Origin of the sequence: Maribacter spongiicola, from assembly GCF_052119685.1 — a bacterium.
Taxonomy (GTDB): Bacteria; Bacteroidota; Bacteroidia; order Flavobacteriales; family Flavobacteriaceae; genus Maribacter; species Maribacter spongiicola_A.
Window position 1 is genome coordinate 35,459 of the sequence record NZ_JBGQOO010000016.1, and the last position, 25,890, is coordinate 61,348.

Sequence of the window (25,890 nt, forward strand, 5' to 3'; positions counted from 1 at the left end):
ATTTGTAACAATAACCAGAGAAAGGCGTCTATTAAGTAGGAATAAACATTTTTTCATTTCTGAATTAGTCGATTATAAAGCCTTTGCATCTGCAAGGGCTTTATTTTTTTTTAGGGGACTTTAAAATATGAGCGGAAGAACAAATTGAAATAGACCTATTAATAATAGTACTGCAATTAAGTTTAAGATGACACCTGCGCGCGCCATTTCATGAACCTTAATATAGCCACTGGCAAATACGATGGCATTTGGTGGTGTCGCCATGGGTAACATAAAAGCACAGCTACTGGCAATAGTAATAGGTATCAATAAATAAGTGATGGGTATGCCAAGACCAATCGCAATACCTGCAACTACTGGGGCAAGTACGGCGACAAGGGCTACATTGCTCATTAGCTCTGTCATAAATAACATTAGTATAATCAATAAAGATGCGGTGAGTAGAATACTCAAATCACTTTGCCCGATAACTTCAGCTACTAAATCTACAATACCAGAAACCGACATACCGTTGGCTAACGAGAGTCCGCCACCGAATAGAATTAAAATTCCCCATGCGAGCTTTTGGGTATCTTGCCATTGCAATATAAAATCACCTTTTTTGAGATTATAAGGGAGTGCGAATAGCGTTATGGCCGCAAACATGCTGATCAGTGTATCTGATAACCCCAAACTCGGAAATATGGAATTGATCAAAGTTCTAAATACCCAAAGGAAAATAGTAACTCCGAATATGGAAAGAACCATTTTTTCTTTTCCAGAGGTAGGACCTAATTTGTCAAGCTCTTCGTGAATAATAGTTTTTGACGCTTTAAATTTTAAGCCGTGAGTAGGGAAAAAGACCTTCACCAATACAAAATAACAAATACTAATCATGATTACGGAAAACGGAAGCCCTATGATCATCCATTTAAGAAATGATATTTCAATATTGTATTCATTTTCCAATAAGCCAATGAGAACTGAATTTGGCGGAGTGCCTATAACAGTTGCAATACCACCGGCATTAGCGGCAAAAGCAATACCAAGCATCACACTTAAAGCAAAGTTTCTATCTCGTTTTGTAAATCCGTCTTCATCTTCGATCAATAGATTAATTACCGACATGGCAATGGGTAGCATAACTACGGTACTCGCGGTGTTACTGATCCACATACTTAACACGGCGGTGGCAATCATAAAACCCAGCACCACTTTATTAGCTGTTGTACCCGTAAGTCTAATAATGTTTAGGGCAATGCGTTTATGAAGGTTAACTTTTTCTAACGCTAATGCCATGACAAAGCCGCCAAAGAATAGAAAAACTATGGGGCTTCCGTAGTTTGCGCCAACATCGCCAATTGGCATTATTTTTAAAATAGGAAATAGAAGAAGGGGTAGTAGTGCGGTTACAGAAATAGAAACCGCCTCGGTAACCCACCAAATAACCATCCACAGTGCAACAGCAATTACGGCATCTGCATTTTCAGAGATAAGTACATTGGGTAAAAAAAGGATTACAAAAAATATGATAGGACCTGCGAACAGGCCTATTTTGCTACTTAAATTCATGCTGGTTGGTTTTGCCAGCTTCTAAGCTACTGTTTTTTAACGTCCCTTGAAATGACTATTTTATAATTTCAACAAAAAGAACATCGTCTTCTTTATAGATTTTAGCCAATTGTTGCTTTGTAATCCCTTTGATGCCTTTGTCCCAAGCTTTGTTGCTTAGGTCAGATTTCGTTTTAAGGGCATCAAGCTCCATTTTCTTTTCTGCCTTAAGTATATCGAAAATTACTTTTTCTGTTTCAGATAGTTGTAATGGTTTTTTCTCTGGTCTCATTTGTGGGAAGAACAATACTTCTTGAATAGAAGCATTGTTGGTCATTAACATCACCAAACGGTCAATACCAATACCAATACCAGAAGTTGGAGGCATACCATATTCAAGAGCTCTAAGAAAATCTTGGTCTATGAACATTGCCTCATCATCTCCTTTTTCAGAAAGCTTCAATTGCTCTTCAAAACGCTCTCTTTGGTCAATAGGGTCATTAAGCTCAGAATAGGCATTTGCCAACTCTTTACCATTAACCATAAGCTCAAAACGCTCTGTCAATGCAGGGTTGTCTCTATGTTCTTTGGTCAACGGACTCATTTCCTTTGGGTAATCTGTAATAAATGTTGGTTGCACGTAATGGTGCTCACATTTTTCACCAAAAATTTCATCGATCAGTTTGCCCACACCCATAGTTTCGTCGACCTCTAGACCTAATTTTTTAGCCGTTTCACGAAGTTCATCTTCGGGCATACCGGCAACATCGTAACCCGTATGTATTTTTATAGCTTCAAGAATTGGCACACGAGCATATGGAGCTTTAAATTCAATTTCATGTTTACCAACGGTTATTTTTGTGGTGCCGTTAGAATCCATCGCAATTTTCTCCAATAATTTTTCGGTGGTATCCATCATCCAGTTGTAATCTTTGTATGCAACATACAATTCCATTACGGTAAATTCTGGGTTATGGGTACGGTCCATTCCTTCGTTTCTAAAATCCTTAGAGAATTCATAGACACCATCAAAGCCACCAACTATTAATCTTTTAAGATAAAGTTCGTTTGCAATTCTTAAGTATAAAGGAATATTTAATGCATTATGATGCGTTAAAAACGGACGCGCAGTTGCACCACCAGGTATAGGCTGTAAAATTGGAGTCTCTACCTCTAAATACCCAGCTGCATTATAAAACTCACGAATACTGGTCGTTATTTTAGTTCTTTTGATGAAGGTTTCTTTCACCTTTGGGTTCACTACTAAATCAACATAACGTTGACGGTAACGTAGCTCAGGATCATTGAATTCATCATAAATGTTACCTTCTGCATCCTTTTTTGGTAATGGCAAAGGTCGAAGCGATTTGCTAAGCATGGTAAATTTCTTCACCATAATTGTTTTTTCACCTACTTGAGTGGTAAAAAGTTCACCTTCTATACCTATAATATCACCAATATCAAGTAATTTCTTGTAAACCTCGTTGTATAAGGTTTTGTCTTCGCCAGTACATATTTCATCTCTGTTGAAATATACCTGAATACGACCGGTACTATCTTGAAGTTCGGCAAAAGATGCTTTACCTTGAATACGACGAGACATAAGTCTACCGGCAACAATAACCTGTTTACCTTCTACATAATCAGATTTGATACTTGCAGATGTAGCGTCTACAGGATATAAAGCAGCAGGATAAGGATTAATACCTAGTGCTCTTAATTTGTCCAATTTTTCTCTTCTGATAAGCTCTTGCTCCGATAATTGCATGCCGTCGTTTATTTAGCTGGCAAATATAATCGATATGTATTAATCTTTCAATCTTGTAGACACTAAAGGATAGAGTCTTTCTACAAATTTTTCATAAGCGAGTCCAGAAGGATGCAATCCGTCCGAAGCCACCAAATCCGTTTCGTCTAATCCCTTTCTAGTGATATCGGTAATATCGAGAAAAGTAACTCCCTTTTCTCTGGCTGTAGATTTGGCAAAATTATTATACTCATCAAGTTGTAAAGAGATGAGTTCGTCACCATTATTTTGACCGTATGGCGTGTAATAGTAATCAGGTATTGAAAGCACGATTACTTTGTTAGCATCATTGCCTGCTAGGCTAATGGCTTTGGTTAAAAGTTCGACAAATTCAATCTCATATTGAGAAAAAGGTCTTGACTGAAACTGGTTATTTACACCAATCAATAGCGTAATTAAATTATAATCTGCAGATTCGCGACCACCAACAGCTGAAATAAGCTGGTCTGTTCTCCATCCGGTTTGTGCAATTATTGTTGTATTGACTTGAAGATTTTTGTTTTCCTCAATTTTGACGCTGAGTTGGGCAGGAAAACTATCTTCAAAATCAACACTTTCGCCTACAGTATAACTATCGCCAATTGCTAGATAGGTGATAATTTCTTGATTTAGGGTTTCATCTGCAATTTGTTCAGATCGTATGTTTTCTGTTTGGCTACATGAAGGTAACATGGCAAATAGAAAAATAAATAAGGGAATTTTATATAGCATGTGAGCGTATTTCATGATAATGTAACGTAATTATGATTAGAAAGGTTTTATAAGTTACTATAAATACGCTATTTATCGCATGCTTTTGATTGATGAATTTTCTTAGTCGAAATGAAATGACGATGAGTAATTGGGTATATATTCTTGTTGCGAAATAATTTTTAGAATATCGTCTTCTAAAGACGTAATGGGCGTTTCGATAATTCTATTCACTTCTCGTCCGTTCTTGTAAAAAATAAATGTAGGAACTCTGCGAATGTTTAATCCCCATTCTTCACCCTGCGGACTTTTCTTGTACGATTCTTTTCGATAGTCAAGAGCAACTATTTTTAAGTTTTCCCTAGGATAATCTGCGGATTCTAAGATTTTGATGAACCTAGGCACTTCGCGTTTGCTATCACCACACCAAGTGCCCATAAAAATTAAGATTTTATAAGAAGCTAGCTGGTCTTTAAATAAATCAATTTGTTTTTGGTCAGTCTCATAGTTTTTAAAATTTGGTTCGAACCATGTTTTGTAGGAGTTGGCTGAGAGTCCGCCAACAGTTATTTGTCCCAATAAAAAGGGTTGTTGATTTTCAATAATAACCTCTTGGTTGGTGTTCTGAGAGAATGTATTGAAGGAGAAGCTTAAAAGAAGTGTGGTCAATACAAATGATAATTTCATGATTTTCAGTTTTTATATTAGATCTGAAAATTCTAGAAATTACTAGTTGAAAATTGATTTCGTGGGGTGGAAATAAGTACTAGACCCTAGGTGGAAATTTAAAAGGTTATAGAAAGCGCTGCTTTATTTCGTCTCTTGTTGATACTGCTAATTTCTTGTAAACATTGTTAATATGGGTCTTTACGGTGCTTACACTAATAAACATGGCAGCTGCAATTTCTTTATTGGTTTTGTTTTCAAGAATTTGTTGAACAATGTTATGTTCTTGGTCGGTGAGTTTCGCAAGAGATTCGTTTTGCAAGTTTCTTGAAGTGCTTCTTTGTTTGAATACAAAGTATACGTTCAGCGATATAGAGAGTAACAGTAGGGCTAGAAGTAGCCATTTCCAGAAATTAGACTTGGTTGTATTGCCATTTGTTAAATGTTGGTCTATGGCTATTTCATTTAAATACAAGTCGGTAAATGCTGCGTCTGGATATTTCGCTATTAATCGCCCGCCAAGTTCATTATAATAGTTTGTCTTGCTAATATCTTTTAGGTAATAGCTATAGGTATCATTTCTTTTATCTGACAAAAAGTTAAAAATATAGAGTTCGGCTAGTGGTTCATCTAAATCTTCTCCGAAATCTTGCAAGGTCGAGAACCACTTTTTAGAATTCAGCTTTCTATTCGCATCACTTCTAAAGTCACTAAAATCGAAAGCCATTTCTTCTTTTAAAACATCTATATCTAAAAAGGTAGATGATTTACTATTTGTTGAGGTAATTTCACAGAGTGCTTCGTTTGCAAAAGAAGTAGGGAAAGTTATGGTGTCGTTATTATTGGCTATAAATAAAATGCTTTTGCTGAACTCGCAACTACCAAAAAAGTGTTCAGAGTTTGTAGAAGCGTCAGAACAATCATCTAAATGAATTCTGTAAATTCTATTGTCATCGTTAAGGTTGTTTCCTCTAAAACTAAAATATCCTATTGAATCGGTGGTAGTTTTTTTAAGAATCTGTTCCATCGAAATTCTGCCAAACTTCCTATAATCTTCAATAATAGATAGGTAAATGGTCTTTCCGCTTTGCTCATCTGAAATTTGACCTTCAAAACTATATTGAGATAAACCTTTAAAACAGGAGAAAATAATAAAAATAAAAAATACTGTTCTAAGCATTGGTCGGGTTCTAGGGAATAAAATTAGTAGATTTTGTAACAAAGTATTTTTAATTGCGACTTATAAGGTACATCAATCAATCAAAATAATAATCAAATGAGTTTAATTCGAGTATTACTAGCCATATTTTTTCCTCCTTTAGCAGTTTTAGGTAAAGGTTGCGGTTCTTTTGTAATTGTTCTACTTTTGACTTTTTGCGGCTGGGTGCCAGGGGTAATCGCTGCCTTAGTTATATTGAATAATCCGAACTAGAACCAAAATACATGAGACTTTTCAAAATTCTTACTACTGTTCTTGTAACAGTACTTTTCGCTGCCTGTAATTTTACCGAAGAAATTTACTTCAATGAAGACGGATCAGGTAAAATGAGTATAATCTTCGATGGTAGTGAGATGATGCAAATGATACCAGAATCAGACTCTACCCAATTAGACAAGGCGATAGATTCTACTTTGGTTTTTAAAGATTTATTGCGCGAAAAAAAGGATAGTATAGCCCAATTGTCACCAGAGGAGCAAGCTAAATTGAAAAAATTAGAGAATTTTAGTCTTCATATGAAGGTAGATTCAGAAGGTGGGGTCATGAATTTTGACATGTATACCGATTTTAAAAAAGTATCTGAGGTAAATGATGCATTTAATGCTTTTCAAAATGCTAGTGCTGTAGGTCCTATTGCTGGCGGTAAATCAATACCAGGTGGTGCAACAGAAGAGACTACTACAGTTAATTACAGTTTTGAAAAGAACATATTTAAACGAGAGACGGTAATTTTAGATCAAGAATTATTTGAAAAAAGTATAGACAGTTTGGCAAGTGCAGAAATGTTTCTATCTAGTTCTACCTATACCTTTAAGTACCATTTTCCAAGACGTGTAAAGTCTACCAATATTGAAGAAGCAACTTTTTCTATGGATGGAAAAACTATGGTGCATGAAGTAAATTTCTTAGAGATGATGAAAGATCCAGAATCTATGGTCATCGAAGTAGAGTTAGAAAAATAGGATATTCCTTTTCATATCTTTGTAAGATGAATAAGAAGGTGCACGTACAAGATTTAGGTCTGAAGGATTATAAGGAGACTTGGGATTATCAAGAACAACTATTTCAAGAAACCCTAGACCTTAAAATACGAAATAGAAGAGAGGAATTGAGTTTAGAAACTCCGAATCATTTTCTGTTCGTAGAACACCCACATGTGTATACACTTGGTAAAAGCGGAGACATTTCTAATCTGTTAGTAGATGAAAATGTCTTAGCAGCAAAAGGAGCTACTTTTTATAAAATAAATAGGGGAGGAGATATTACTTACCATGGTCCCGGACAAATAGTGGGTTATCCTATTTTAGACTTAGATAACTTCTTTACAGATATTCATAAATACCTTCGTTTTTTAGAAGAAATGGTCATTATGACCTTAGCTGAATACGGAATAAAATCTGAACGATCACCAGGGGAAACTGGTGTGTGGTTAGATGTTGGTACTCCGTTTGCACGTAAAATATGCGCAATGGGGGTAAGAGCCAGTAGATGGGTAACTATGCACGGTTTTGCATTGAATGTAAATGCCGACTTAGGATATTTTGATATGATGATCCCATGCGGAATAAAAGGCAAAGCCGTTACTTCTTTAAACATAGAATTAGGTAAGAAAGAAGTTGATGTGGCTGTGGTAAAACAAAAACTCCTCAAACATTTTCAAGTGCTTTTTGAAGCCAAAATAAATGAAAAAACCGAGGTGTAAGCCTCGGTTCAAAGTTGGTATTTGATTTAGTTATTATTTACTATGTGCCGTTAGCAAGGTGCTACTCATAACTTCGCCGTTTTTCTTATAAGTTTCTTGCTTTACCATGCCAACCCCTTCTGCGAGCCAAACTCTAGACGGGTACACTTGGTTGGCCATCATCATTTTAGAGCGATTTTCACTATATAAAACAAAGCAATCGTAAGTACCAGCGGTAGTAGTAACGCTTTCTTTTTTCTCTACCTTTCTGTTGGTCATATCAACGGTCATATTCATATTAATGCCGCTCATGCTAATTTTCATGGCAACGTTAGCATCTTTTAAATTTTGACCTACGCTGAGCGAATTGGGTATTTCGATATCATTGCCAGATATTTCAATGTCCATATCGCCGTACTGTTCCATCATTTCAGTAGGTAATAAAGATTCGTAATCTAAAGTAACCATGTTGTCTTTACAAGTTAGATTGTAGCTTGTACTATAAACATCTCTACCTTTGTCGTCTTTTAAGTTTATAGACATAGTAGCAGTAGTGGTATCGCCATTATGGTTTGCTTCAATTACTTTGTACCTGCTAACGCCTTCAACTTTCCCTTTTTTGTTGTAGTTGGTGTATTCCATTGAAACACCTTTGTTCATTGGGTAAAACTTGCTACAGTTGTCTTGAGCGGTAATGGATATGGTTCCGATTAAAAATAATAATACTGAAAATAGTTTAGAGTTCATTTCTATATAGTTAAAGTTCTGATTAATAACTATTTGAATATATGAAAAACATTTCAGTATTTTGAACGATATGTATGATCGGTAATTAAATGCTTGTGAATTCAACTATCAACTGTATTATCGTATTTTAAAAACCCTAATACTGTTTTCTTGATCTTTAAATACGAATTCTGGTTGTTTATTGGCGTTTATATCAGCCATATCAATTACTGAGCTACCAAAAATCGGGAAATTTGGAATTGATTCGGCTTGACTATCAAAGAGGTATATTTTCTGATTTTGTATATCGGTTACCGAAACATAAATTTTATCGTTCAGGTAAAAAACCGTTGGTTTAGAGTATACACCTAATTCTAATTGAATTTTTTTATCTCGTATAGTAAGTACGTTATCATTCATGATTGCCAAAGTTTTAGAAGTGGCATCTATGCCGTGGTCTTTGGCAAGGTTGAGATTGCTAGATGAAATTTTACCCTGCGTATCTATTTGATATAATATACCTTCGACTGAGGTAAATGTAAATTTGTTTTGATATAGCTTAATGTCATTATCAGAAAAAGAGAATTTATCTTTTACGTTTACCCTGGTTTTGCCTACCCTGTTGGTAATTTTTAATTGACCGTTTTCTAATTTAAAAACAATATAATCTTTTTTTCCGATTCTAAAATGTTGAGGAGCTGCTACTATAGAAGCTTCGGCGGTGTCATAAGTGAAACCCTTGACAATATCTCCTTTACCATCATACATGAGTACTTTCTTATCTTGAGTGACAACAAAGCGATAATTTTTACGTCCTTCATAATCAAATACTGCTAACGGATTTAAGTTTCCACCAGAAAACTTCTTTGTAAACGGTTCAACCTCTTTCCCGGTTCTGTCTAAAATTAAGAACTCGTTGTTCGTGGTAAATGCCAATTGTAATTTCCCGTTTTTAAACAAATCAACCTGTTGAACTTTACCTTGTATAGTTCCATTAAGTTGTTTTTTCCAAAGAATTTTTCCGCTATTAGAAATCAAATAGAGCATATTTTCTTGATCTTGAACTATAATCTCTTTTCTACCATTACTGTGATTAGTAACAAACTGAGGTAGGGTAGCAAGGTCAGTATCGAACTTTACTTCAAAAACCGACGAGACAGAATTTGAATTTTCTTCTGCAGTTATTTTTTTTATTATAAAATTGGTGTGAAAGAATCCTGCATCTGCGATTATTTGAGTCCCAAAAACATAGTCGTTCAAATTGCTTTCACGAAATGTCTCGGCTAAGGTTTTAGAAACTGATTTTTCTAATAAGGATGAGAAGCCTTTTGAATTGGAAATTGAAAGCACACTTGATGATGAGGTAAGTTTATTTTCGGCATTTTTAAATAAGTTCGTTTTATCAAAAGTATCTCCAGTTTTTATTTTAGAAATAACAGATTCTAAAGTGCTCTTAGACGTAGAAAAGAGAAAAGTATTTTCAATGATGCTCGCATATTCAAAAGTATGCTCTCCAATTAATGGGATTAATGGTTCAAATATTTTGAGATTAGGCTTTAATCCCCAAATTTCATTGCTGCCAAATTCTTCGGTAGATATTTTCTCTTCGTTAATATAATCAAGTAGTGTTTCGGTACCGAATGTTCTTAAAAATAAAACATGTTCGTTATCATAATCTGCAACTCCAATCTCTTCAACCGTATTTAGCAAAGAATCTAAAGTAGTTGCCGGTTGGTTGATGGCAATTTTATTAGCGGTATATAATTTAAAATCATCTAAGCCAAAAGAGGTCAAATACTCAGCATCACTTGGGGCTAAAATAGATGTCTTGTTTTGTATAGGTTTAGTGTTTTTAAAAAGATTTAAAAATAGGTTTTTAGTGCCGTTGGCTTGAGCAATTCCGTTTAGTGAAATTTCGGTATCGTTTAAAGTTAGGTCTAAAGATATCGTACTAGCAAAATTAGAAATATTTTGATCTGCTCCTAAAAGATGGTCAAATAGTGGTTTATAATTTTCATCATGAATATTTAGCCAAATATTCATGACCTTATCTTTATTGGCAACGTTGTAGAATTGCTGAAGCGATTCATCAATAGCTGAAGTTTCAGCAGCTGTTATAATATTTTGCAGTAAAGTTTGTGACGAACTTATTACCCAGTAGTTGTCAAGATGTATACTATAAAATATGGAATTCTCAATCTCGTATTTTATAATTTTTAGGTTATCATAACTAAGCGTCTCAATACTTTTATTTTGCAGGCTATCTCCGTCTCGTATTTTAAGGCTATCAGTTGTAATGTAGGTATATTCAATTAACGTACTATCTGAAGAAAAGGCAAGTAGGCCTTTTTTTTTATCAGCAATATATTTTAATGAGGTTATACTTTTCTTAATTTGTATGAATGGCTCTTGACCTTCTAGAGCATCGAAAATTTCGTTAGATGACAATTCATTTATCAAAGTTTCAAAATCATTGATTTTAAAAACGAAACTTGCATTGGTAGGGACTAGCTCTAATATTGAGTTTTCGGATTCTGTTTTAGTTGAGCAGCTGAAACATAGAAGTAAAAGTGCTGCAAATAGTAAAGTGTGCCTCATGCGTCAAGTTTGTGCAAAGTTATACTATTTGTATAATTAGAGTAAGTTGTCAGGTAAAAGCTTAAAACTCATTCTATGATGTTTAGTGGGGCCATATTTTCTTATGGCGGCTCTATGTTCTTTGGTAGGGTAACCTTTATTTTTCTTCCAATTATACATTGGGTATTCTTCATGTAGTTGAAGCATATAAGCGTCACGTGCTGTTTTAGCTAAAACTGAAGCTGCTGCAATACTTAGGTATTTCGAGTCACCTTTAACTATACATGAATAAGGTATATCATTTAAAGGTTTAAATCTGTTACCGTCCACAATTATATATTTGGGTATTTGAGACAGCGAATCAATGGCGTTATGCATTGCCAGAATTGAAGCATTTAAAATATTGATTTCATCTATTACATTAGGTTGAATGTGGGCAATGCCAAAACATATACTCTCATCTTTTAAAAGTGGTTCTAGAAGGTCTCTTTTGTGCTCAGATAGAAGCTTTGAATCTGTTAAAATGGCGTTTTCGAAAGATTCCGGTAAAATGATCGCTGCAGCGGTAACAGGTCCTGCTAAGCAACCTCTGCCAGCCTCATCGGTACCTGTTTCGTTAGTATTTTGGTAATATTTAAGAAGCATTATGATTTTTTTAACTTAAAATATTGATTTTTGAACATTGATTTAATGTTAAATAATTGTTTTATTTTCAACAAATTTCACTATTTAAAAAGAAAAAAATAATAATAAGTGTTTTTTTAACATATAACTTTTTTGAGTTAAGATAGCTTTTGGAATACTAAGCAAATTTTTGGACTTTTGGCGCAAGCTAATTCAAAAAACAAATTTTATGAAACAGAAGTTGACGTGGATGTTGACACCTTTATTGGTGCTCTTCATGACATTTTCCTTTGCACAGGAAAAAACAGTGACCGGTGTTGTAACCGATCAAAGTGGTTTACCGCTACCGGGAGTGTCCGTTGTAGTTGTTGGTACAACTAACGGGTCACAAACAGATTTTGATGGTAACTATGCCATTAACGTAAATTCAGGTGAAAAATTGAGGTTTTCTTACCTAGGTCAAAAAACAATGACGATGAGTGTTGGTGCCTCCAATACCATTAATGTACAATTAGAAGAAGATGCTCAGGCGTTGGAAGAAGTTGTTGTCGTAGGTTATGGGACAAGGTCTCAAGAGCTATCAACTTCAGCAGTATCAACAGTAGGTACAGAGAAGATTGAAGCATTCGTTCCTTCTACTAGTATTGATAACATTCTACAGGGTCAAGCTGCAGGTGTACAGGTTACTGCTTCAAACGGTAGACCAGGCAACACTGCTTTTGTTCAAATTAGAGGTGTTGGTTCTATTAACGCACAAACTACTCCTTTATACGTAATTGATGGTGTTCCAATTCCTATCGATACAGAAAGAGATTTCAACCCAATTAGTAACTTGAACCCAAGTGATATTGAGACATTCTCAATATTAAAAGATGCGGCTACCGTTTCTAAGTATGGTTCTCGTGGTGCTAACGGTGTTATTTTAATTACGACGAAAAAAGGTAAAGCTGGTGATGCTCGAATTAAGTTTTCTTCATCTTACGGTTTTGGTGAAATGATTCCGAATAACTTCGATATCATGAATACTACCCAGAAATTAGAGTTAGAGCGTCAGTATGCTGCTTTAGGTGTAGGTGCTGCAGGTAGTTTGCCTGGTGCAAATGCTACTCCTGAAGAAATTGCAAGATTAACTGCGTTAGATACAGATTGGCAAGATGCATTACTTAAGAATTCAATCATTCAGTCTAACAATCTTTCTGTTTCTGGTGGTGATGAAAAATTAACGTACTACATGTCTTTAGGTTATGACAAGAATACGGGTATTATCAAAAACATAGATGGTTTTGAAAGAATGTCTGCTCGTTTAAATACAAATTACCAAGCAAAAGATTGGTTGAATATTGGTGCCAATGTTTCAGTATCTCGTAGTACTACAGATTTACCAAGAGATAGAAACAATGTGCAGAACCCGTTTAGGGCAATGTATGATTACAATCCTTACGATCCATTATTCAGAACTAATGACGATGGTTCGATAGTGACTGATGATCAAGGTAATAATGTTTATAACCCTACAAGAACAGGTTTTCCAATTGCTTTGGCACTACAGACTGAGCAAGAAGATACGAGAAACTTATTGTTGATAGGTAACATAACTGCTGGTATGACCTTCAGTGAAAAATTTTCTAACAATTTTAGTGTTGGTTTAATTAGTAACAGATATAATAGAACTTCACGTTCTATAGCGGGTGGTGTATTGCAAGGGTTTGTTGGTGATGCTAACTTTCCTGGTACTCAAACTGATAATTTGAACATAGATTTTGAATACAATGTTAACAACGTATTTACGTATGCAGATACTTTTAATGGTGTTCATAATCTTTCCGCTAGTTTCTTGTTGGAATATAACGAGAATATTGCAACAGATATGTTTGCAACTGGTAGAGGTTTCCCTTCACCAAGTATACCATATTTAGATGTAGCTGCAGAAGCAACATCTGTAGGGTCAACTGAATCAAGAAGAATTTTATTCTCTCAAGGTTTATTTGTTGATTACGACTATGATGGTAGATATATCGTTTCTGGGTCAGTTAGACGAGATGGTTCTTCAAGATTCGGACCTGATAATAAATATGGTTATTTCTATAGTGGTAGTGCAGCATGGAACATTGCAAACGAAAGCTTCATGGAGAACTCTATTTTCAATACCCTGAAATTAAGAGCGTCTTATGGTACTTCTGGTAACCAGAATATTGGTGATTTTCAATATTTAAACTTACTAGATTTCGCAAATACATATAACGGTCAAACAACAGCTTTGCCTGTAGGTGTGGGTAACCCACAAATTCAATGGGAGTCTCAAGCGATATTTGATGTAGGTGTAGAATTTGGATTATTCAATAATAGATTGAATGGTGTAGTAGATTACTTCAAGAAAAATTCAAATGAATTACTTTTAGATAGACCTATTTCATACACAGTTGGTGATGAGAACAACTCTATATTCTCTAATATTGGTGAAATTCAGAACTCAGGTATTGAAGTTTCTTTAAGTGGAGATGTTATTAGAACTCAAAACTTTAAATGGACACTTGGTGGTAACATCACTTTCATTGATAATGAAGTTATTGAATTAGTTGATGGTGAAGATATCGTTACTGGTACATTTGGTGATAACATACTGCGTGTTGGTGAAGAGATTAACTCTTATTACGCAGTTGAATATGCTGGTGTTAATCCTGCAAATGGTGAGCCATTATATTATGACTTAGACGGTAATATTACAAATGAGTTTAGTGATAGCTTTCAACAAATTCAAGAAGGTAAATCTCCAATAGCTGATTTTGAGGGTGGTTTCTTCACTGCATTCTCTTATAAAGGTTTTGGTCTAAGAGGTGATTTTGTCTATAAAGGAGGTAATTATATCTTTAATAACCAACTGCAAGAAGGTGTTGCAATTGGTAACATTGATAGCAATCAAAGAACTGATGCTTTTAATTACTGGAAACAGCCTGGTGATACTGATGTTTTACCTAGTCCTTTATTTCAAGGTACTGCTGATCAAACTTCAACAAGATTCTTAGAAAAAGGAGATTATTTACGATTACGTACCATGACTTTAGATTACAACATGCCAAGAGACATGATTGATGGTATGGGTCTAAATTCATTGAGGTTCTTTGTAGCTGGACAGAATTTATTTACAATCACCGATTTCAGCGGTGATCCAGAAGTAGGTTTAGGTTCTGCAGAATCAGGTGAGCCAGGAGATGTAGGTTTCGTACCAGGATCATTTAACCTATTTAGCTATCCAAACACAAGGTCTTATACTTTTGGTGTTGAAGTAGGATTTTAAAAACAAAAAAAAGTAAGAAATGAAAAATAACATAAAATTATTAGTTCTTTTATTTTCGTTCGGGTTCTTTATGTCCTGCGATGATGAGTTGAATGACCTACAACCGTTTGTAGAAGGAAATCCTGAAACATTTTTTAATAGTGTTTCTGCATTTCAGAATGGTGTAGATGGTGCTTACAGACAATTGTGGAACTATTATTCAAGCACTGGTTCAGGTTTGCAAGGTATTCCAGATATATTATCCGATAACGTAATTATTGCACAAACAGGTAGACGTTCTAATCAAGATTATTTCAATTACAGATATGTAGCTGGTACTGGTGGTGCGATTGATTTGTACTGGAGTGAGGCTTACGAGGCTGTAAACGTTGCCAACTTAGTAATTGCTCAAATCGACAACTTAGGTGACGGTGATGAAAAAAACAATATCTTAGGTCAAGCACTAGCTATTAGAGCTTGGGCGCATTTTGATCTTGTTAGGGTCTATGGTAAAATACCAACTCAGTCTGCAGATGCAAATGCTTCCTTAGGTGTAGTTTATATTAAAGTTGAAGATGGGGATACAGAAGATCCTTTTGCAGAACCTGTAAGAGAAACTGTTGCTAGCAACTATGCTGAAATTATCGGCGATTTAGAAAGAGCAAGTCAGTTAATTGGTGCAGATAACGGTCAAGGAAAATTAAATACCGATGGTGTTTATGCACTTTTGTCTAGAGTTTACTTATATAATGGTGAATATCAAAAGGTTATTGATGCTGCTGATGAAGTAAGTGTTCCATTGGCAACTGCAGAAGAATTAGAAGGTTTGTATACTGATGCAAATGAAGCGGGTATCGTTGTTAAGTTGGCAATTAATACTTCTTCTGAAAGTAATGGCAACAATGTCGGTGTATTATACAGCCAGTCAAATGCTACTTCTACAATTTCAGAATATGTTTTCGATTTTGATTTTATCAATAGTATTGATGAAGATGATTTAAGAAAAGATGTTATTTCTTTTGTTGGTTTAAATCAAGATAATCAATATAACGCTATCTCAAAATTTTTGGGAGAAACAGGACAGGTTAACGGTCGCGTTGATGTTAAGGTTATGAGAGCTGCAGAAGTTTTATTAAATAAAGCAGAAGCACAATTCGAATTAGGCCAAGATGCATTATCTACATTAAATGAGCTTAGAGATTTAAGATATGTAGCTTATGATGGTGGTGAAGCAGGTCAAGATCTTGAAGATGCAATTCAGTTCGAAAGAAGAGTTGAGTTGTCATTTGAAGGTCATAGATTCTTTGATTTAAAACGTAGGGGAGAACCTGTTATGCGTTCTACGATGGGAGACATTATTGATGGTACTGGAACACCTCCAGATTTCCCAACTTTAGCTGCTGACAATTTTAGATTTCAATTGCCAATTCCAATAGCAGAAATTAATGCTAACCAAAACATGGTTCAGAATCCTGGATACTAAAAACAATAGAATTATGAAAAAATATATTTTAATAATTGCAGTACTATTTGCTTTTGTTTCTTGTGAAGAAGAGAATATAGTATTTGATAATGAAAATGGACAAACTGGTGTTTCTTTTGCAACAGCAGCTTATAACGTTTCAGTACCCACCGAAGGTTTAGGTTTAGAAGTACCTGTTAATGTAACTACAGTTTCTACGGCAGATAGAACATTTGACGTTTCAGTTGATGATTCTTCAGTTGGTGCAGCAGCTAACTATGCATTGGGTTCTGTTACTATACCTGCAGGGGCTTACACTGGGATCTTAAATGTTTCTTTAAATTTTGATCCATTAACTGAAGGTGAAGTTTACAAACTAATTGTTAACTTAAATGCTCCGGCTAATGGTGTTGCATTTGATGAAACTTTAGAAATAGAGTATTTTAAGGAAATTATTTGTAATGATATTGTTGTTACCGTAAATACAGATTTATACGGTGATGAGACAAGTTGGGAAATTACAGATGCAGATGGAGCTGTTGTCGCTTCTGCTGGTCCTTTTGGTCGCGGTGTAGAAACTTATGTTGAAGAAGTGTTCTTAGAAGATGGATGCTATACATTCACGATATTTGATGCTTATGGTGATGGTCAAGTAGATGGTACAGTTACTGGTAATTATACAATTACATGTTCTATATTGAAAGTTCTTGATGGTGGTGGGGCATTCGGTGCCTCTGAAGCTAAAGAATTTTGTATAAATCAATAGTGATTTAAATACATCATTTTATTATTTAAAAAAAATCAGGCTGAAGCAATTTAGCCTGATTTTTTTTAAATATATTTTTAGTTTTTATTAACGATTATAAGTATTATCATTTTATTTCTATTCTAGAAAATGATGCTACCGGTAATGTTAATATTTTAGTTTTTGCAAATGGTAATTGTGTTTCAGCGCAACCAGCGATTTATGAATTATATATGCATCTAAATTTAAGTTAAAGCAAGATTTTCAATGATAAATAGTTTTATATTATAGAGAAAGGATTTGTATTTATCGAAAATTTTATGCACAATTCCATCAGATAATTATAACATTTTCATTACCTCATGTAAATCTAGTTTAATAGAAGCTACAAAATATAAAGCACTAGTATTCTAATTTTAAGGTTTAGGATTTATTATATTTTAAATCATTTCAATTTTGACAGTTCAGTTTTATTATTCTTCGTTTATCAAATAAGCTAAATTCCGTATTAAATGGATGTTCGGTAATTATATAAACTACTAATCCTTATTTAAGTTTTTAATAACATTTTTTAAATCTACGAATCAATTATAAACAATTAAATTGAAAAAAATTATGAATAAAATGATTAAAAAGTTTACAATCTTTACAATCGCTGCTTTTGCTTTTAATAGTGTAAATGCGCAAAATGCATATTCTCCAGTGCCAGAAGAGGGCATTGTTAATTTTGTTACTAGTAGCACTGAAATAGCACCTACAAAAGCAAAGGGAACTCCATATTTAAATGAGGAATTTGTTCATGGAGAGGTTATTGTACACGGAAAAGTTGAAGAAATAGGAAAGATGCGTTATAACGCATATAGAAATGAAGTGGAAATATTAGATAATATATCTAAAGATTCATTTTATTCGTTATTAAAACGTGCCTATATAAAAGTAGAGATAGGAGGTAAAATGTATAGTATATATACGTATGTTGATACTGATGAGTCTATTAAAACAAGTTATTTTACAGATTTAAATGAGGGTAAGTTAAAATTATTGTTCAAACCAGAAGCTTTATTAAAACAAGCACGTAGCCCTAGTACCTCTTATGAAAAGTATTCTCCGCCAACATATGTTTGGAATAGTTCTTATTATTTGTTAGACCAAACTAATGCGGATAAGGAGAACCATGCGATGAAGGTTCGGTTAACCAAGAATCAGATATTAGATTTTACAGGAACAAGAAAGGAAGAAATGAAAACGTATATAAAAGAAAACAATCTAAATCTTAGACACGAGAAAGATGTAATAAATTTTCTTAATTACTTCAATTCGTTATAAGGAAAACTTAAGTATTAAATTAAAAAGCCAAAGATGCAATTGCACCTTTGGCTTTTTAATTTCTACTAATCTACTCTAAATTCAAATAGTTCTGAATTTGAGGTATTGTCAAAAGAATCTTTGGTAATTACTTTCCAATAGTATGTAGTACCAGCAGTAATTGTTACTTCTATAGAAGATTCTGTTGTGTCACCTAAAGATGTTACCGGTGTTTCAGAGGTGTCGAACAATACTTCATAAGAAACAATATCATTATCAACATCTGATGTAGACCATTCTAAAGTAATGGTTGTTATAGCGCTAGAAATGGTAGCGCCTCTCTGCGGGCTAATAGCAACTGCAGGGAACGGGGCGTAATTTTCTATTCCTTGTCCTTGATTGTAAAAAGCCCAAGTTTCACTGGTAGCAGTAGAAGATGTTCCATTGGCTAAAGAAATAACATACCATTCATAAGGTGTGCCTCTATTTATACTTATTTCTTTCTGGCTGGTATTAGAAATGGCTGTAGTAATACTGCCTGTTTCAAGATTCTTTACTTTCACTTCATAAGAATCTGTATTTTCAGAAGCAGACCATTGAAAAGTTACAGTACTTTTTGTTTCGTCGTTTGTATTTATGACACCTTCGTTACATTCAGTATTATCTTCAGGGAAAACTAAACCAGCTGCAGCAGGATTTAATACAACTGGTGCAATTGGGTCAACCGGGGTTGGTTCACTGTCAGAGCCACCACCACATGATATGAAAAGTGTGGCAAGCAGAAATGTAAAAGTTATATATTTTAATGTTCTCATTTTCTTATGATTTTGTAATTAGATAGCGTGTTGCCAGATTTAATGTTTAAAATATAGACTCCGGTTGCTAGTCCATCTACACTTAGTTTAATTTCGTTGTTAGTCGATTTCATTTGTTTTGATAGAATACTTGTGCCATTTACATTAAATAATGAAATAGTGACCTCTGGTGCAGCATTCGTACCTAGGTAGATAGTTAAATCTCCACCTTCAATTGGGTTTGGATAGATAAACAGATCATCACTTAATACTATTTTTTCAGTATAAACTCCTTGACAATCTAATCCGGTTTTTACAGTAATCAATGTGGTTACATCTTCTAACGGCAAAGTAATTTCTTTAGCCGTTGTAGAATACATTTTCTCGTTTAGGAAAATAGTATATAAATCACCGCCAGAGAAGCTTAATGTAACCTCATTATTCAGCGAACTGATTTTAGCGGAAACAGATAAAGCATCTGGTTCGGATATGGTTAAATCAAAGCAAATTTCATAATCAACTTGACCTTCAACTGTAATACATAATTGATAATCTCCTGCAGACAAATTAGTAAATGTACTTTCGTCTGTAAAGCTATCATTTGTTGTGCCGCCAGTATTTGATAAAACTGCGTTATACGTATACGAAGTATTTGCAGCAGTAATTAAAATGCTTCCATTATTACTTGCGTTACAGGCACCGCCTGTAGTCTGAATTTGAAAGTTAGTATTCGGTAAAGAGAAAACTTCACAACCTTCAACATTAACTATAGTTCCGTTAGGTGTATCGTCACATTGGTCAATATCATTTGGTACTCCATCATTGTCGCTATCATTATCACAAAGATTACCAATACCATCTAAATCATCATCTTCTTGACCTGGGTTTGCGATTAAAGGACAGTTGTCATCAATATCTAAAATACCGTCATTGTCATCATCGGTATCACAAACATCACCTTCACCATCACTATCAGTATCTAATTGATTAGCATTTGCGGTTAAAGGGCAATTATCATCAATATCTAAAATACCGTCGTTATCGTCGTCGTCGTCGTCGGGTGAACCATCAACTACGAAGTCATCAATAATTACACCTTCTTCTGTAACAGAAGGGTCAGATTGAAATACGATTCTAAAAAGTACATTCGTTTCGCCAGTAAGGTTTTGTTCACCATTAGCGGCATTTAAGTTAAAATCATAAGCGTATTCTGTCATTTCGGTACTTTCACCTGTCCATTGTGCTCCAGGACAGTTTTGACAATCATCTGCTTCTTCAGAAAGTGCATTAGTTCTATCACTGCTATACCAATTTGGTTCACTATCGATACTTCCTAGAATATTCCAGTTACTTCCCCCGTCAATCGAGTATTCAGCATATACTATATCGAAATTTAATTCAAGGTCATATGCCATATTAAATTTAAGAACCGGAGCGATAATAGAGGTCATATCATAACAATTACTAAGAAGGATGGCTTTGGTGCTATTTGGGTAATCGCCATTTAAGTTGGTTCCGTAAACATTGCTACCAGATGTAGCTGTGTTTAAGTTTGAGCCTGTAGGTATACCCCTTTGCCATACGCTTTCAGAATTACCATCATTATATGAAATCAAAGATTCTTGTTCAGTTTCAAAAGTCTTTAGTTCACCGCCTGAACTAGGCGTGTTTAAAAAGAATCTATTTTGTAAAGTGTTGTTGTCATCATAGCTATCATTAGCAATTATGGCAGTTATCTCAATTGTAGACTCGCCAAAATTAACGGTTGTTTCTAAAGGTAGTTCTAAAGTAGCTGTTTCATTGCTTAATAAATTACCTGTCCAGTTGAAGGTTTGTGAGGTGTTGCCATCAATAGAATATTCAATATCTACAGCGGTAATGGCATTTACACCTTGGTTTTCTATAGTGGCAGTTGGTGCAAAGTCGTTACATAATACGTCATTTGAATTAGGTGTAATAGAAACTAATCTAATTTCATTATCTGGTATTTGAACTGGTATTGTAGATTCCCACACTCCTCTACCATAAGTTGAAGCTATAATTTTTTCGTCATCTAAATTAATTTCAATATCGCTAACAGCTACATTCGGAAAGTTGGTATAGTATTCTTCCCATTCCGTTAATGTGTCATCAAGTCTATATACACCTAAACTTGTACCTACATAAATTGGGTTGTCAGTATGTCTGCCTTGATGAGCAATCGAAAAAAATGCTTGATCTGTAGGTATATCAAATGTTATATTTTCAGAAGTTGTTACAGTTTCTCCGATAGTTAATTTGAAGATGCCTCTTTCCGAGGGTTGGTCGCTTTGGGCTATACCCACCCTGTCAGAAGTTGTTAGGTAAATAATATTGCTGTCGTTAGAATTAATTGCAATATCAGAAATTTCAGAATCCATCACTTTAATAAGGCTAAATGTGGCTCCGCTGTTTCGACTTCTATATAATATGTTGCTTTCAGCGGCAAATATCGTTTCAGGATTTGTTGGGTCAATTTCAATATCATCAATATTTCCTGAGCCAATGGAAGAAGATATTTTACTCCATTGATTATTTTCTAATCTATATAACGCATCAAAACCCGCATAAACGAAGCCGTCAGAGCTTATTGTTAATGGAGTTACCCAGTTCCCTTGAATGGTGTTTCCATTTGCATCAGTTGGTGCACCAATCACACCAATAGACTGCCCAGAATCGGAAGATATAAATAAACTACCCCCAAATTGTACAAATCCATAAACTAAGCTACTATTATTGGGGTCAATTTCATAATCCATTCCATCACCGCCAGTGAAAACATTCCATTGATTTTGATCACGAATAAAACCAGCATTATCTTGCAATCCACCTGTTATTTTGCCAGAATTATTTTTAGCTACAGATATTCTGTAGAATTGACTAATAGATATACCAGCTGTATAATCAATAAAAGAACTACCGCCATTTTCAGACATATAGATACCACCATCACTACCAATATATAATTTATTGTTGAAAATTTTTATGGTATGTATGTCAGCATGAGTATAACCTTGGTCACTAACATTCCATCTGTTTATTCTAGTGAAGATATCACCACCGTTTGTGCTTTTCCAAACATTTAGGCAGCCAGTATATATTTCGTTAAAATTAGTAGGTGAAACTTCAATAGCAAGATCAAACCAAGCTTGGTTTGATTCAAAAATATCTTGTTCACTAGCAGTTTTTATAAAAGATTCACCGCTGTTTAAAGATTTGTATAGTCCGCCAAAAGCAAAATTGTTACCACCAGTTAATGCTCTAAGCACATATACTCCTGAGGGGTTTGCTGCGCTTGTTCCTATTACCAATCTTCCAGAACTTGCTGGAATCCCATTAGTTATTTCTATGAAATTGTTACCGCCATCTGTAGATTTCACAAAAGTATTTGAAGTTACAGCATAAACAGTATTTGGGTCGTTAGGTTTTAATTTGAAATCTTGTATGTTTCCACTTGCTTTTACCTCCCAAGTAGTTCCTCCATCTGTAGATTTTTGTAGCCCAACACTTGTGGCTACCCAAATAATGTTTGAGTTATTAGGGTCAATGGTGATCTCGTTCATTAATAAATTAATATTTGAGGTACTAGGGTTTAATCCTGTCTCACTCCAGTTGTTTCCTCCATCAACAGATTTAAAAACACCCACGCTGTAAGAATCTGCGGCATCATCATCACCAGTTGCAATGTAGATAATTTGCGAGTTATTAGGGTCTATTGCAATACCAGATACTCCAATTTGCGGAAAATCATCAAAAAGATTAATCCATGAGTTACCACTGTCTACAGATTTCCAAATACCGCCAGCTGGTGCGCCTACATACCAAATGTTCTCATTGCTAGGGTCTACTGCTATTGCATTAACCCGACCTTGACCAGAAAGTGCACCCGAGTAGGTTTTATGGCTAAAAGGTCCAATAGCATTCCAATTTGCAGTAGGGTTGGTTGTTTTGCCTACGCTCTCATGTTTGCTTTTCCAAGAATCCCATAATTGAGAAGAAGTTGGTAGATTTCCATTATTATCAACATAATAATTCCAATAATTTTCCCATCTTTTATAAGGTTTAAAACCGCTACCTTTTTTAGAATAGTCTTTATTGCTCCAATATTCGTTGAAAGCATTCGATATGTCATATAACGAATGTGTGTTGGTAGAAGATTTTGAAGATTGTTGATTCTCGGTTAAATCTTTCATCCATGGTGCATTCTCATTAAACTGAGCAGATGCCGCTGTTATCGCTAAAAATGCGAAAACATTAAAAAACAGTACTTTCATTAACATTTTTTTATAAAAATCAGAAAAATATTCCTTAATATAATAATGTGAGCAGTTAAAATTTGATATTAGTTGGCATTCTTTTATGTTCAGGTGATCAAAGTCAATCAAACTTTCACATTTACTTAGCAACAAAAAAATTAACTTTGCAAGGGTAACAATGCTTCATGAAATATATAATTCTAGTTTTATTGTGTTTAGCTTCTTCGATTGTTTTAGGTCAAGATGTAATTGAAAAGTCTGAAAAAAAGAGAGATTCAATTCCTCTGGGTAAAAAGACCAAGCCAATAAATCCGAAAAGCAAACTGCAAAATGATTCTATTACGTTGACAATAGAGGATTATAAGATTATTTCTTTTGCAAGAGACACCACCTATTTAGATACTACACTAACTATTCAAAAAGAGTATAGGTACAATTACCTACGAGAAGATGATTTTGAATTAATGTCATTTTCCAATATCGGTCAGGCTTATAATGAATTGGGTGTAAATTTTGAAAGGGTAACAAGTTATCCAAATTTAGGCGCTATTGCTAAAGATCGTAAGTATTTAGAAAAAGAGCAGATCAACTACTATAATGTTGCTACTCCAATGACCGAGCTGTTCTTTAAAACAACTTTAGAAGAAGGTCAGTTGTTAGATGCTAATTTGGCATTTAATACATCTAGAAGGTTGAATTTTTCTATAGGTTATATCGGTTTTCGCTCATTTGGTAAATATAATGATACCCAAATAGAGTCTGGTAATTTTGTAACTACGACTAATTACTTATCTCAGAATGGAAGATATGCCCTAAGAGCCCATATAGCTGCCCAAAATATTTCGTCTGAAGAAAATGGAGGTTTGGTAGAAAAGGAAGAACAATTTGAGTCTGGTGATGAAGATTTTATTAATAGACCGCGAGTAGATGTTTATTTAGATGATGCAGATAATAAAATTTTAGGTAAAAGGTATTATTTAGATCATACCTACAAATTGGTTAGAAAACAATTAGATTCTACCCGATTTGAAAAAACTTCATTATCAATTGGTCATAGTTTTGATTATGAAACAAAATATTATCAATTTTTACAGACAGCCAGCGATACCTTATTTGGTGATGCTATTCTGAGTACTATAAATGATAAGGCAGTCTTGAAAACATTCTATAATGAAGTTAATGCTGAATTTTATAATAGAACCCTGGGTAGATTAACAGGAGGTATAAACATCTATAATTATGATTACTATTTCAATAGTCAATTTATAGAGGCAGATGGTACCGTAATACCTAATAGGTTAAATGGAACTGAAATCGGAATCGGGGGTAAGTATGAAAAGCGGATAGGAGAATTTGATTTCAACGCTGATTTGAAATATAATCTTTCGGGTGAACTAGCGGGTAATCTTTTTAATGCATCGGCTTCATATAGTATTAATGAGAATAATAAATTGAAATTCTCCTTACATACATCTGCAAGGATGCCCAATTTCAACTACCTATTATACCAAAGTGAATACCTTAATTATAATTGGAACAATAGCAATGTTTTCGAGAAAGAACGAACAAGCAGTCTAAAAGGGGAACTACTATCTAAGACCTGGGGTAATGTAATGGTCAAGTATAGTAATCTTGACAACTATACGTACTTTTCTCCTGTATCAGATGAACAAATTACTGATAAGTTAGATAATGCCTTTATCAAACCTTTACAAGAAGGTAATACTGTTTCTCATTTAAAGGTTAAATATGAGAAAGAATTTAAGGTTGGTATGTTTGCTTTGAATAATACAGTAATGTATCAAAATGTAATCCAAGACACGCAAGTATTGAATGTTCCTCAATTGGTAACCCGTAATACATTGTATTTTTCTTCAGATGTATTTAAGAAAGCGATGTACTTGCAAACAGGTATTACGTTTAAATATTTCTCCAGTTATCATATGAATGGTTATAATCCTATCCTTGGTGAGTTCTATGTACAGAATAAAGAAGAGTTGGGTGGGTATCCTTTATTAGATTTCTTTATTAATGCCCGAATTAAACAGACAAGAATTTACCTGAAAGCAGAACACTTTAATGCTTCTTTTTCTGGGTATGACTATTATGCCGCGCCTAATTATCCGTATCGTGATTTTGTAATACGATTTGGTTTAGTGTGGAATTTCTTTTCTTGATGTAAAGAATGATTCGTTTAATATGTTGATATTTAATAATCTACGGATAGTATATTCTATAAGTAGCTGTAATACATATGGTTAACTTTTTTCGTATTGTGGTTATTTCTAACCCTCGGTAAATCATGCAGTTAGTGATTGGTTAAAAAACTTTGTTTATTTTATTTCAAAAAGTGTTGTGTAGTTAAGAATAGTGTGTACATTTGCACCCCGCAAACGGTGAAGATAAGTTCTGAATCGGGAGTTGGAAAAAGGTTCATAAATATGTTGATTAGGTCTGGGAGAAAAAAGAAAAACATTTTTTTTCGATAAAAGTTGTCAGGTTAAAAAACAGTTGTA

18 protein-coding genes are annotated in these 25,890 nt (G+C 34.3%); 8 read left to right on the plus strand and 10 right to left on the minus strand.

The features are described 5' to 3' along the window. Window positions 1-120: 120 nt before the first annotated feature. From ACEN2N_RS17545 to ACEN2N_RS17565, 5 genes are all read right to left on the minus strand, one after another. The gene (locus ACEN2N_RS17545; RefSeq protein WP_441825538.1) at window positions 121-1,551 is read right to left on the minus strand and encodes an SLC13 family permease; all 1,431 of its coding nucleotides are present in this window, start codon (window positions 1,549-1,551) and stop codon (window positions 121-123) included. 55 nt (window positions 1,552-1,606) lie between these two features. Then, a complete protein-coding gene (gene lysS / locus ACEN2N_RS17550; RefSeq protein ID WP_441825539.1) occupies window positions 1,607-3,298 on the minus strand; it encodes a lysine--tRNA ligase in 1,692 nt (563 codons plus the stop codon). A 39-nt stretch (window positions 3,299-3,337) separates the two neighbouring features. Further along, entirely contained in the window at window positions 3,338-4,063 is a 726-nt protein-coding gene (locus tag ACEN2N_RS17555) for an SGNH/GDSL hydrolase family protein (RefSeq protein WP_441825540.1), read from the minus strand. Window positions 4,064-4,150: 87 nt separating this feature from the next. Then, entirely contained in the window at window positions 4,151-4,714 is a 564-nt protein-coding gene (locus ACEN2N_RS17560; protein ID WP_441825541.1) for a TlpA family protein disulfide reductase, read from the minus strand. 106 nt (window positions 4,715-4,820) lie between these two features. Further along, window positions 4,821-5,873, minus strand: coding sequence for a helix-turn-helix domain-containing protein (locus tag ACEN2N_RS17565; RefSeq protein WP_441825542.1), 1,053 nt, complete (start codon window positions 5,871-5,873; stop codon window positions 4,821-4,823). Between the two features lie 96 nt (window positions 5,874-5,969). Between ACEN2N_RS17565 and ACEN2N_RS17570 the strand changes: the two genes are divergently transcribed. The 3 genes from ACEN2N_RS17570 to lipB are packed head-to-tail and all read left to right on the plus strand — an operon-like array spanning window position 5,970 to window position 7,614. Then, window positions 5,970-6,125, plus strand: coding sequence for a YqaE/Pmp3 family membrane protein (locus ACEN2N_RS17570; RefSeq protein WP_073240341.1), 156 nt, complete (start codon window positions 5,970-5,972; stop codon window positions 6,123-6,125). 11 nt (window positions 6,126-6,136) lie between these two features. Beyond that, complete coding sequence (locus tag ACEN2N_RS17575; RefSeq protein ID WP_441825543.1) at window positions 6,137-6,874, plus strand: hypothetical protein; 738 nt, start codon at window positions 6,137-6,139, stop codon at window positions 6,872-6,874. A 26-nt stretch (window positions 6,875-6,900) separates the two neighbouring features. Beyond that, a complete protein-coding gene (gene lipB / locus ACEN2N_RS17580; RefSeq protein WP_441825544.1) occupies window positions 6,901-7,614 on the plus strand; it encodes a lipoyl(octanoyl) transferase LipB in 714 nt (237 codons plus the stop codon). A 33-nt stretch (window positions 7,615-7,647) separates the two neighbouring features. On the opposite strand, the gene ACEN2N_RS17585 is transcribed toward lipB, so the two are convergent. From ACEN2N_RS17585 to ACEN2N_RS17595, 3 genes are all read right to left on the minus strand, one after another. Then, window positions 7,648-8,340 carry a TapB family protein gene (locus ACEN2N_RS17585; protein WP_441825545.1) on the minus strand — a complete coding sequence of 231 codons (693 nt, stop codon included), beginning with the start codon at window positions 8,338-8,340 and terminating at the stop codon, window positions 7,648-7,650. A 117-nt stretch (window positions 8,341-8,457) separates the two neighbouring features. Next, a complete protein-coding gene (locus ACEN2N_RS17590; protein WP_441825546.1) occupies window positions 8,458-10,917 on the minus strand; it encodes a ribonuclease HII in 2,460 nt (819 codons plus the stop codon). A 36-nt stretch (window positions 10,918-10,953) separates the two neighbouring features. Continuing rightward, the gene (locus ACEN2N_RS17595) at window positions 10,954-11,541 is read right to left on the minus strand and encodes a ribonuclease HII (RefSeq protein WP_441825547.1); all 588 of its coding nucleotides are present in this window, start codon (window positions 11,539-11,541) and stop codon (window positions 10,954-10,956) included. A gap of 208 nt (window positions 11,542-11,749) precedes the next feature. Here ACEN2N_RS17595 and ACEN2N_RS17600 point away from each other — a divergent pair, with 208 nt between their 5' ends. From ACEN2N_RS17600 to ACEN2N_RS17615, 4 genes are all read left to right on the plus strand, one after another. Next, window positions 11,750-14,815, plus strand: coding sequence for a SusC/RagA family TonB-linked outer membrane protein (locus ACEN2N_RS17600; protein WP_441825548.1), 3,066 nt, complete (start codon window positions 11,750-11,752; stop codon window positions 14,813-14,815). 19 nt (window positions 14,816-14,834) lie between these two features. Then, complete coding sequence (locus ACEN2N_RS17605; RefSeq protein ID WP_243835435.1) at window positions 14,835-16,277, plus strand: RagB/SusD family nutrient uptake outer membrane protein; 1,443 nt, start codon at window positions 14,835-14,837, stop codon at window positions 16,275-16,277. Window positions 16,278-16,290: 13 nt separating this feature from the next. Further along, window positions 16,291-17,022, plus strand: coding sequence for a hypothetical protein (locus ACEN2N_RS17610; protein ID WP_441825549.1), 732 nt, complete (start codon window positions 16,291-16,293; stop codon window positions 17,020-17,022). A gap of 603 nt (window positions 17,023-17,625) precedes the next feature. Continuing rightward, window positions 17,626-18,327, plus strand: a complete 702-nt coding sequence (locus ACEN2N_RS17615; protein ID WP_441825550.1) for a hypothetical protein — start codon at window positions 17,626-17,628, stop codon at window positions 18,325-18,327. Between the two features lie 65 nt (window positions 18,328-18,392). Here the strand turns inward: ACEN2N_RS17615 and ACEN2N_RS17620 are convergent, their stop codons facing one another. Then, entirely contained in the window at window positions 18,393-19,121 is a 729-nt protein-coding gene (locus tag ACEN2N_RS17620; protein WP_441825551.1) for a hypothetical protein, read from the minus strand. Further along, window positions 19,118-23,392 (minus strand): thrombospondin type 3 repeat-containing protein, encoded by a 4,275-nt coding sequence (locus ACEN2N_RS17625; RefSeq protein WP_441825552.1) that lies wholly within the window; start codon window positions 23,390-23,392, stop codon window positions 19,118-19,120. The genes ACEN2N_RS17620 and ACEN2N_RS17625 overlap by 4 nt, the downstream gene beginning before the upstream one ends. Window positions 23,393-23,559: 167 nt before the next feature. Here ACEN2N_RS17625 and ACEN2N_RS17630 point away from each other — a divergent pair, with 167 nt between their 5' ends. Further along, a complete protein-coding gene (locus ACEN2N_RS17630) occupies window positions 23,560-25,551 on the plus strand; it encodes a putative porin (RefSeq protein ID WP_441825553.1) in 1,992 nt (663 codons plus the stop codon). The last annotated feature ends 339 nt before the right edge of the window (window positions 25,552-25,890 follow it).

Coding starts and splice junctions, on each gene's coding strand:
- ACEN2N_RS17575 (WP_441825543.1), top strand. CDS start 6,137: ATGAGACTTTTCAAAATTCTTACTACTGTTCTTGTAACAGTACTTTTC.
- ACEN2N_RS17615 (WP_441825550.1), top strand. CDS start 17,626: ATGATTAAAAAGTTTACAATCTTTACAATCGCTGCTTTTGCTTTTAAT.
- ACEN2N_RS17555 (WP_441825540.1), bottom strand. CDS start 4,063: ATGAAATACGCTCACATGCTATATAAAATTCCCTTATTTATTTTTCTA.
- lipB (WP_441825544.1), top strand. CDS start 6,901: ATGAATAAGAAGGTGCACGTACAAGATTTAGGTCTGAAGGATTATAAG.
- ACEN2N_RS17545 (WP_441825538.1), bottom strand. CDS start 1,551: ATGAATTTAAGTAGCAAAATAGGCCTGTTCGCAGGTCCTATCATATTT.
- ACEN2N_RS17625 (WP_441825552.1), bottom strand. CDS start 23,392: ATGAAAGTACTGTTTTTTAATGTTTTCGCATTTTTAGCGATAACAGCG.
- ACEN2N_RS17600 (WP_441825548.1), top strand. CDS start 11,750: ATGAAACAGAAGTTGACGTGGATGTTGACACCTTTATTGGTGCTCTTC.
- ACEN2N_RS17630 (WP_441825553.1), top strand. CDS start 23,560: ATGAAATATATAATTCTAGTTTTATTGTGTTTAGCTTCTTCGATTGTT.
- ACEN2N_RS17565 (WP_441825542.1), bottom strand. CDS start 5,873: ATGCTTAGAACAGTATTTTTTATTTTTATTATTTTCTCCTGTTTTAAA.
- ACEN2N_RS17595 (WP_441825547.1), bottom strand. CDS start 11,541: ATGCTTCTTAAATATTACCAAAATACTAACGAAACAGGTACCGATGAG.
- ACEN2N_RS17590 (WP_441825546.1), bottom strand. CDS start 10,917: ATGAGGCACACTTTACTATTTGCAGCACTTTTACTTCTATGTTTCAGC.
- ACEN2N_RS17605 (WP_243835435.1), top strand. CDS start 14,835: ATGAAAAATAACATAAAATTATTAGTTCTTTTATTTTCGTTCGGGTTC.
- ACEN2N_RS17610 (WP_441825549.1), top strand. CDS start 16,291: ATGAAAAAATATATTTTAATAATTGCAGTACTATTTGCTTTTGTTTCT.
- lysS (WP_441825539.1), bottom strand. CDS start 3,298: ATGCAATTATCGGAGCAAGAGCTTATCAGAAGAGAAAAATTGGACAAA.
- ACEN2N_RS17620 (WP_441825551.1), bottom strand. CDS start 19,121: ATGAGAACATTAAAATATATAACTTTTACATTTCTGCTTGCCACACTT.
- ACEN2N_RS17560 (WP_441825541.1), bottom strand. CDS start 4,714: ATGAAATTATCATTTGTATTGACCACACTTCTTTTAAGCTTCTCCTTC.
- ACEN2N_RS17570 (WP_073240341.1), top strand. CDS start 5,970: ATGAGTTTAATTCGAGTATTACTAGCCATATTTTTTCCTCCTTTAGCA.
- ACEN2N_RS17585 (WP_441825545.1), bottom strand. CDS start 8,340: ATGAACTCTAAACTATTTTCAGTATTATTATTTTTAATCGGAACCATA.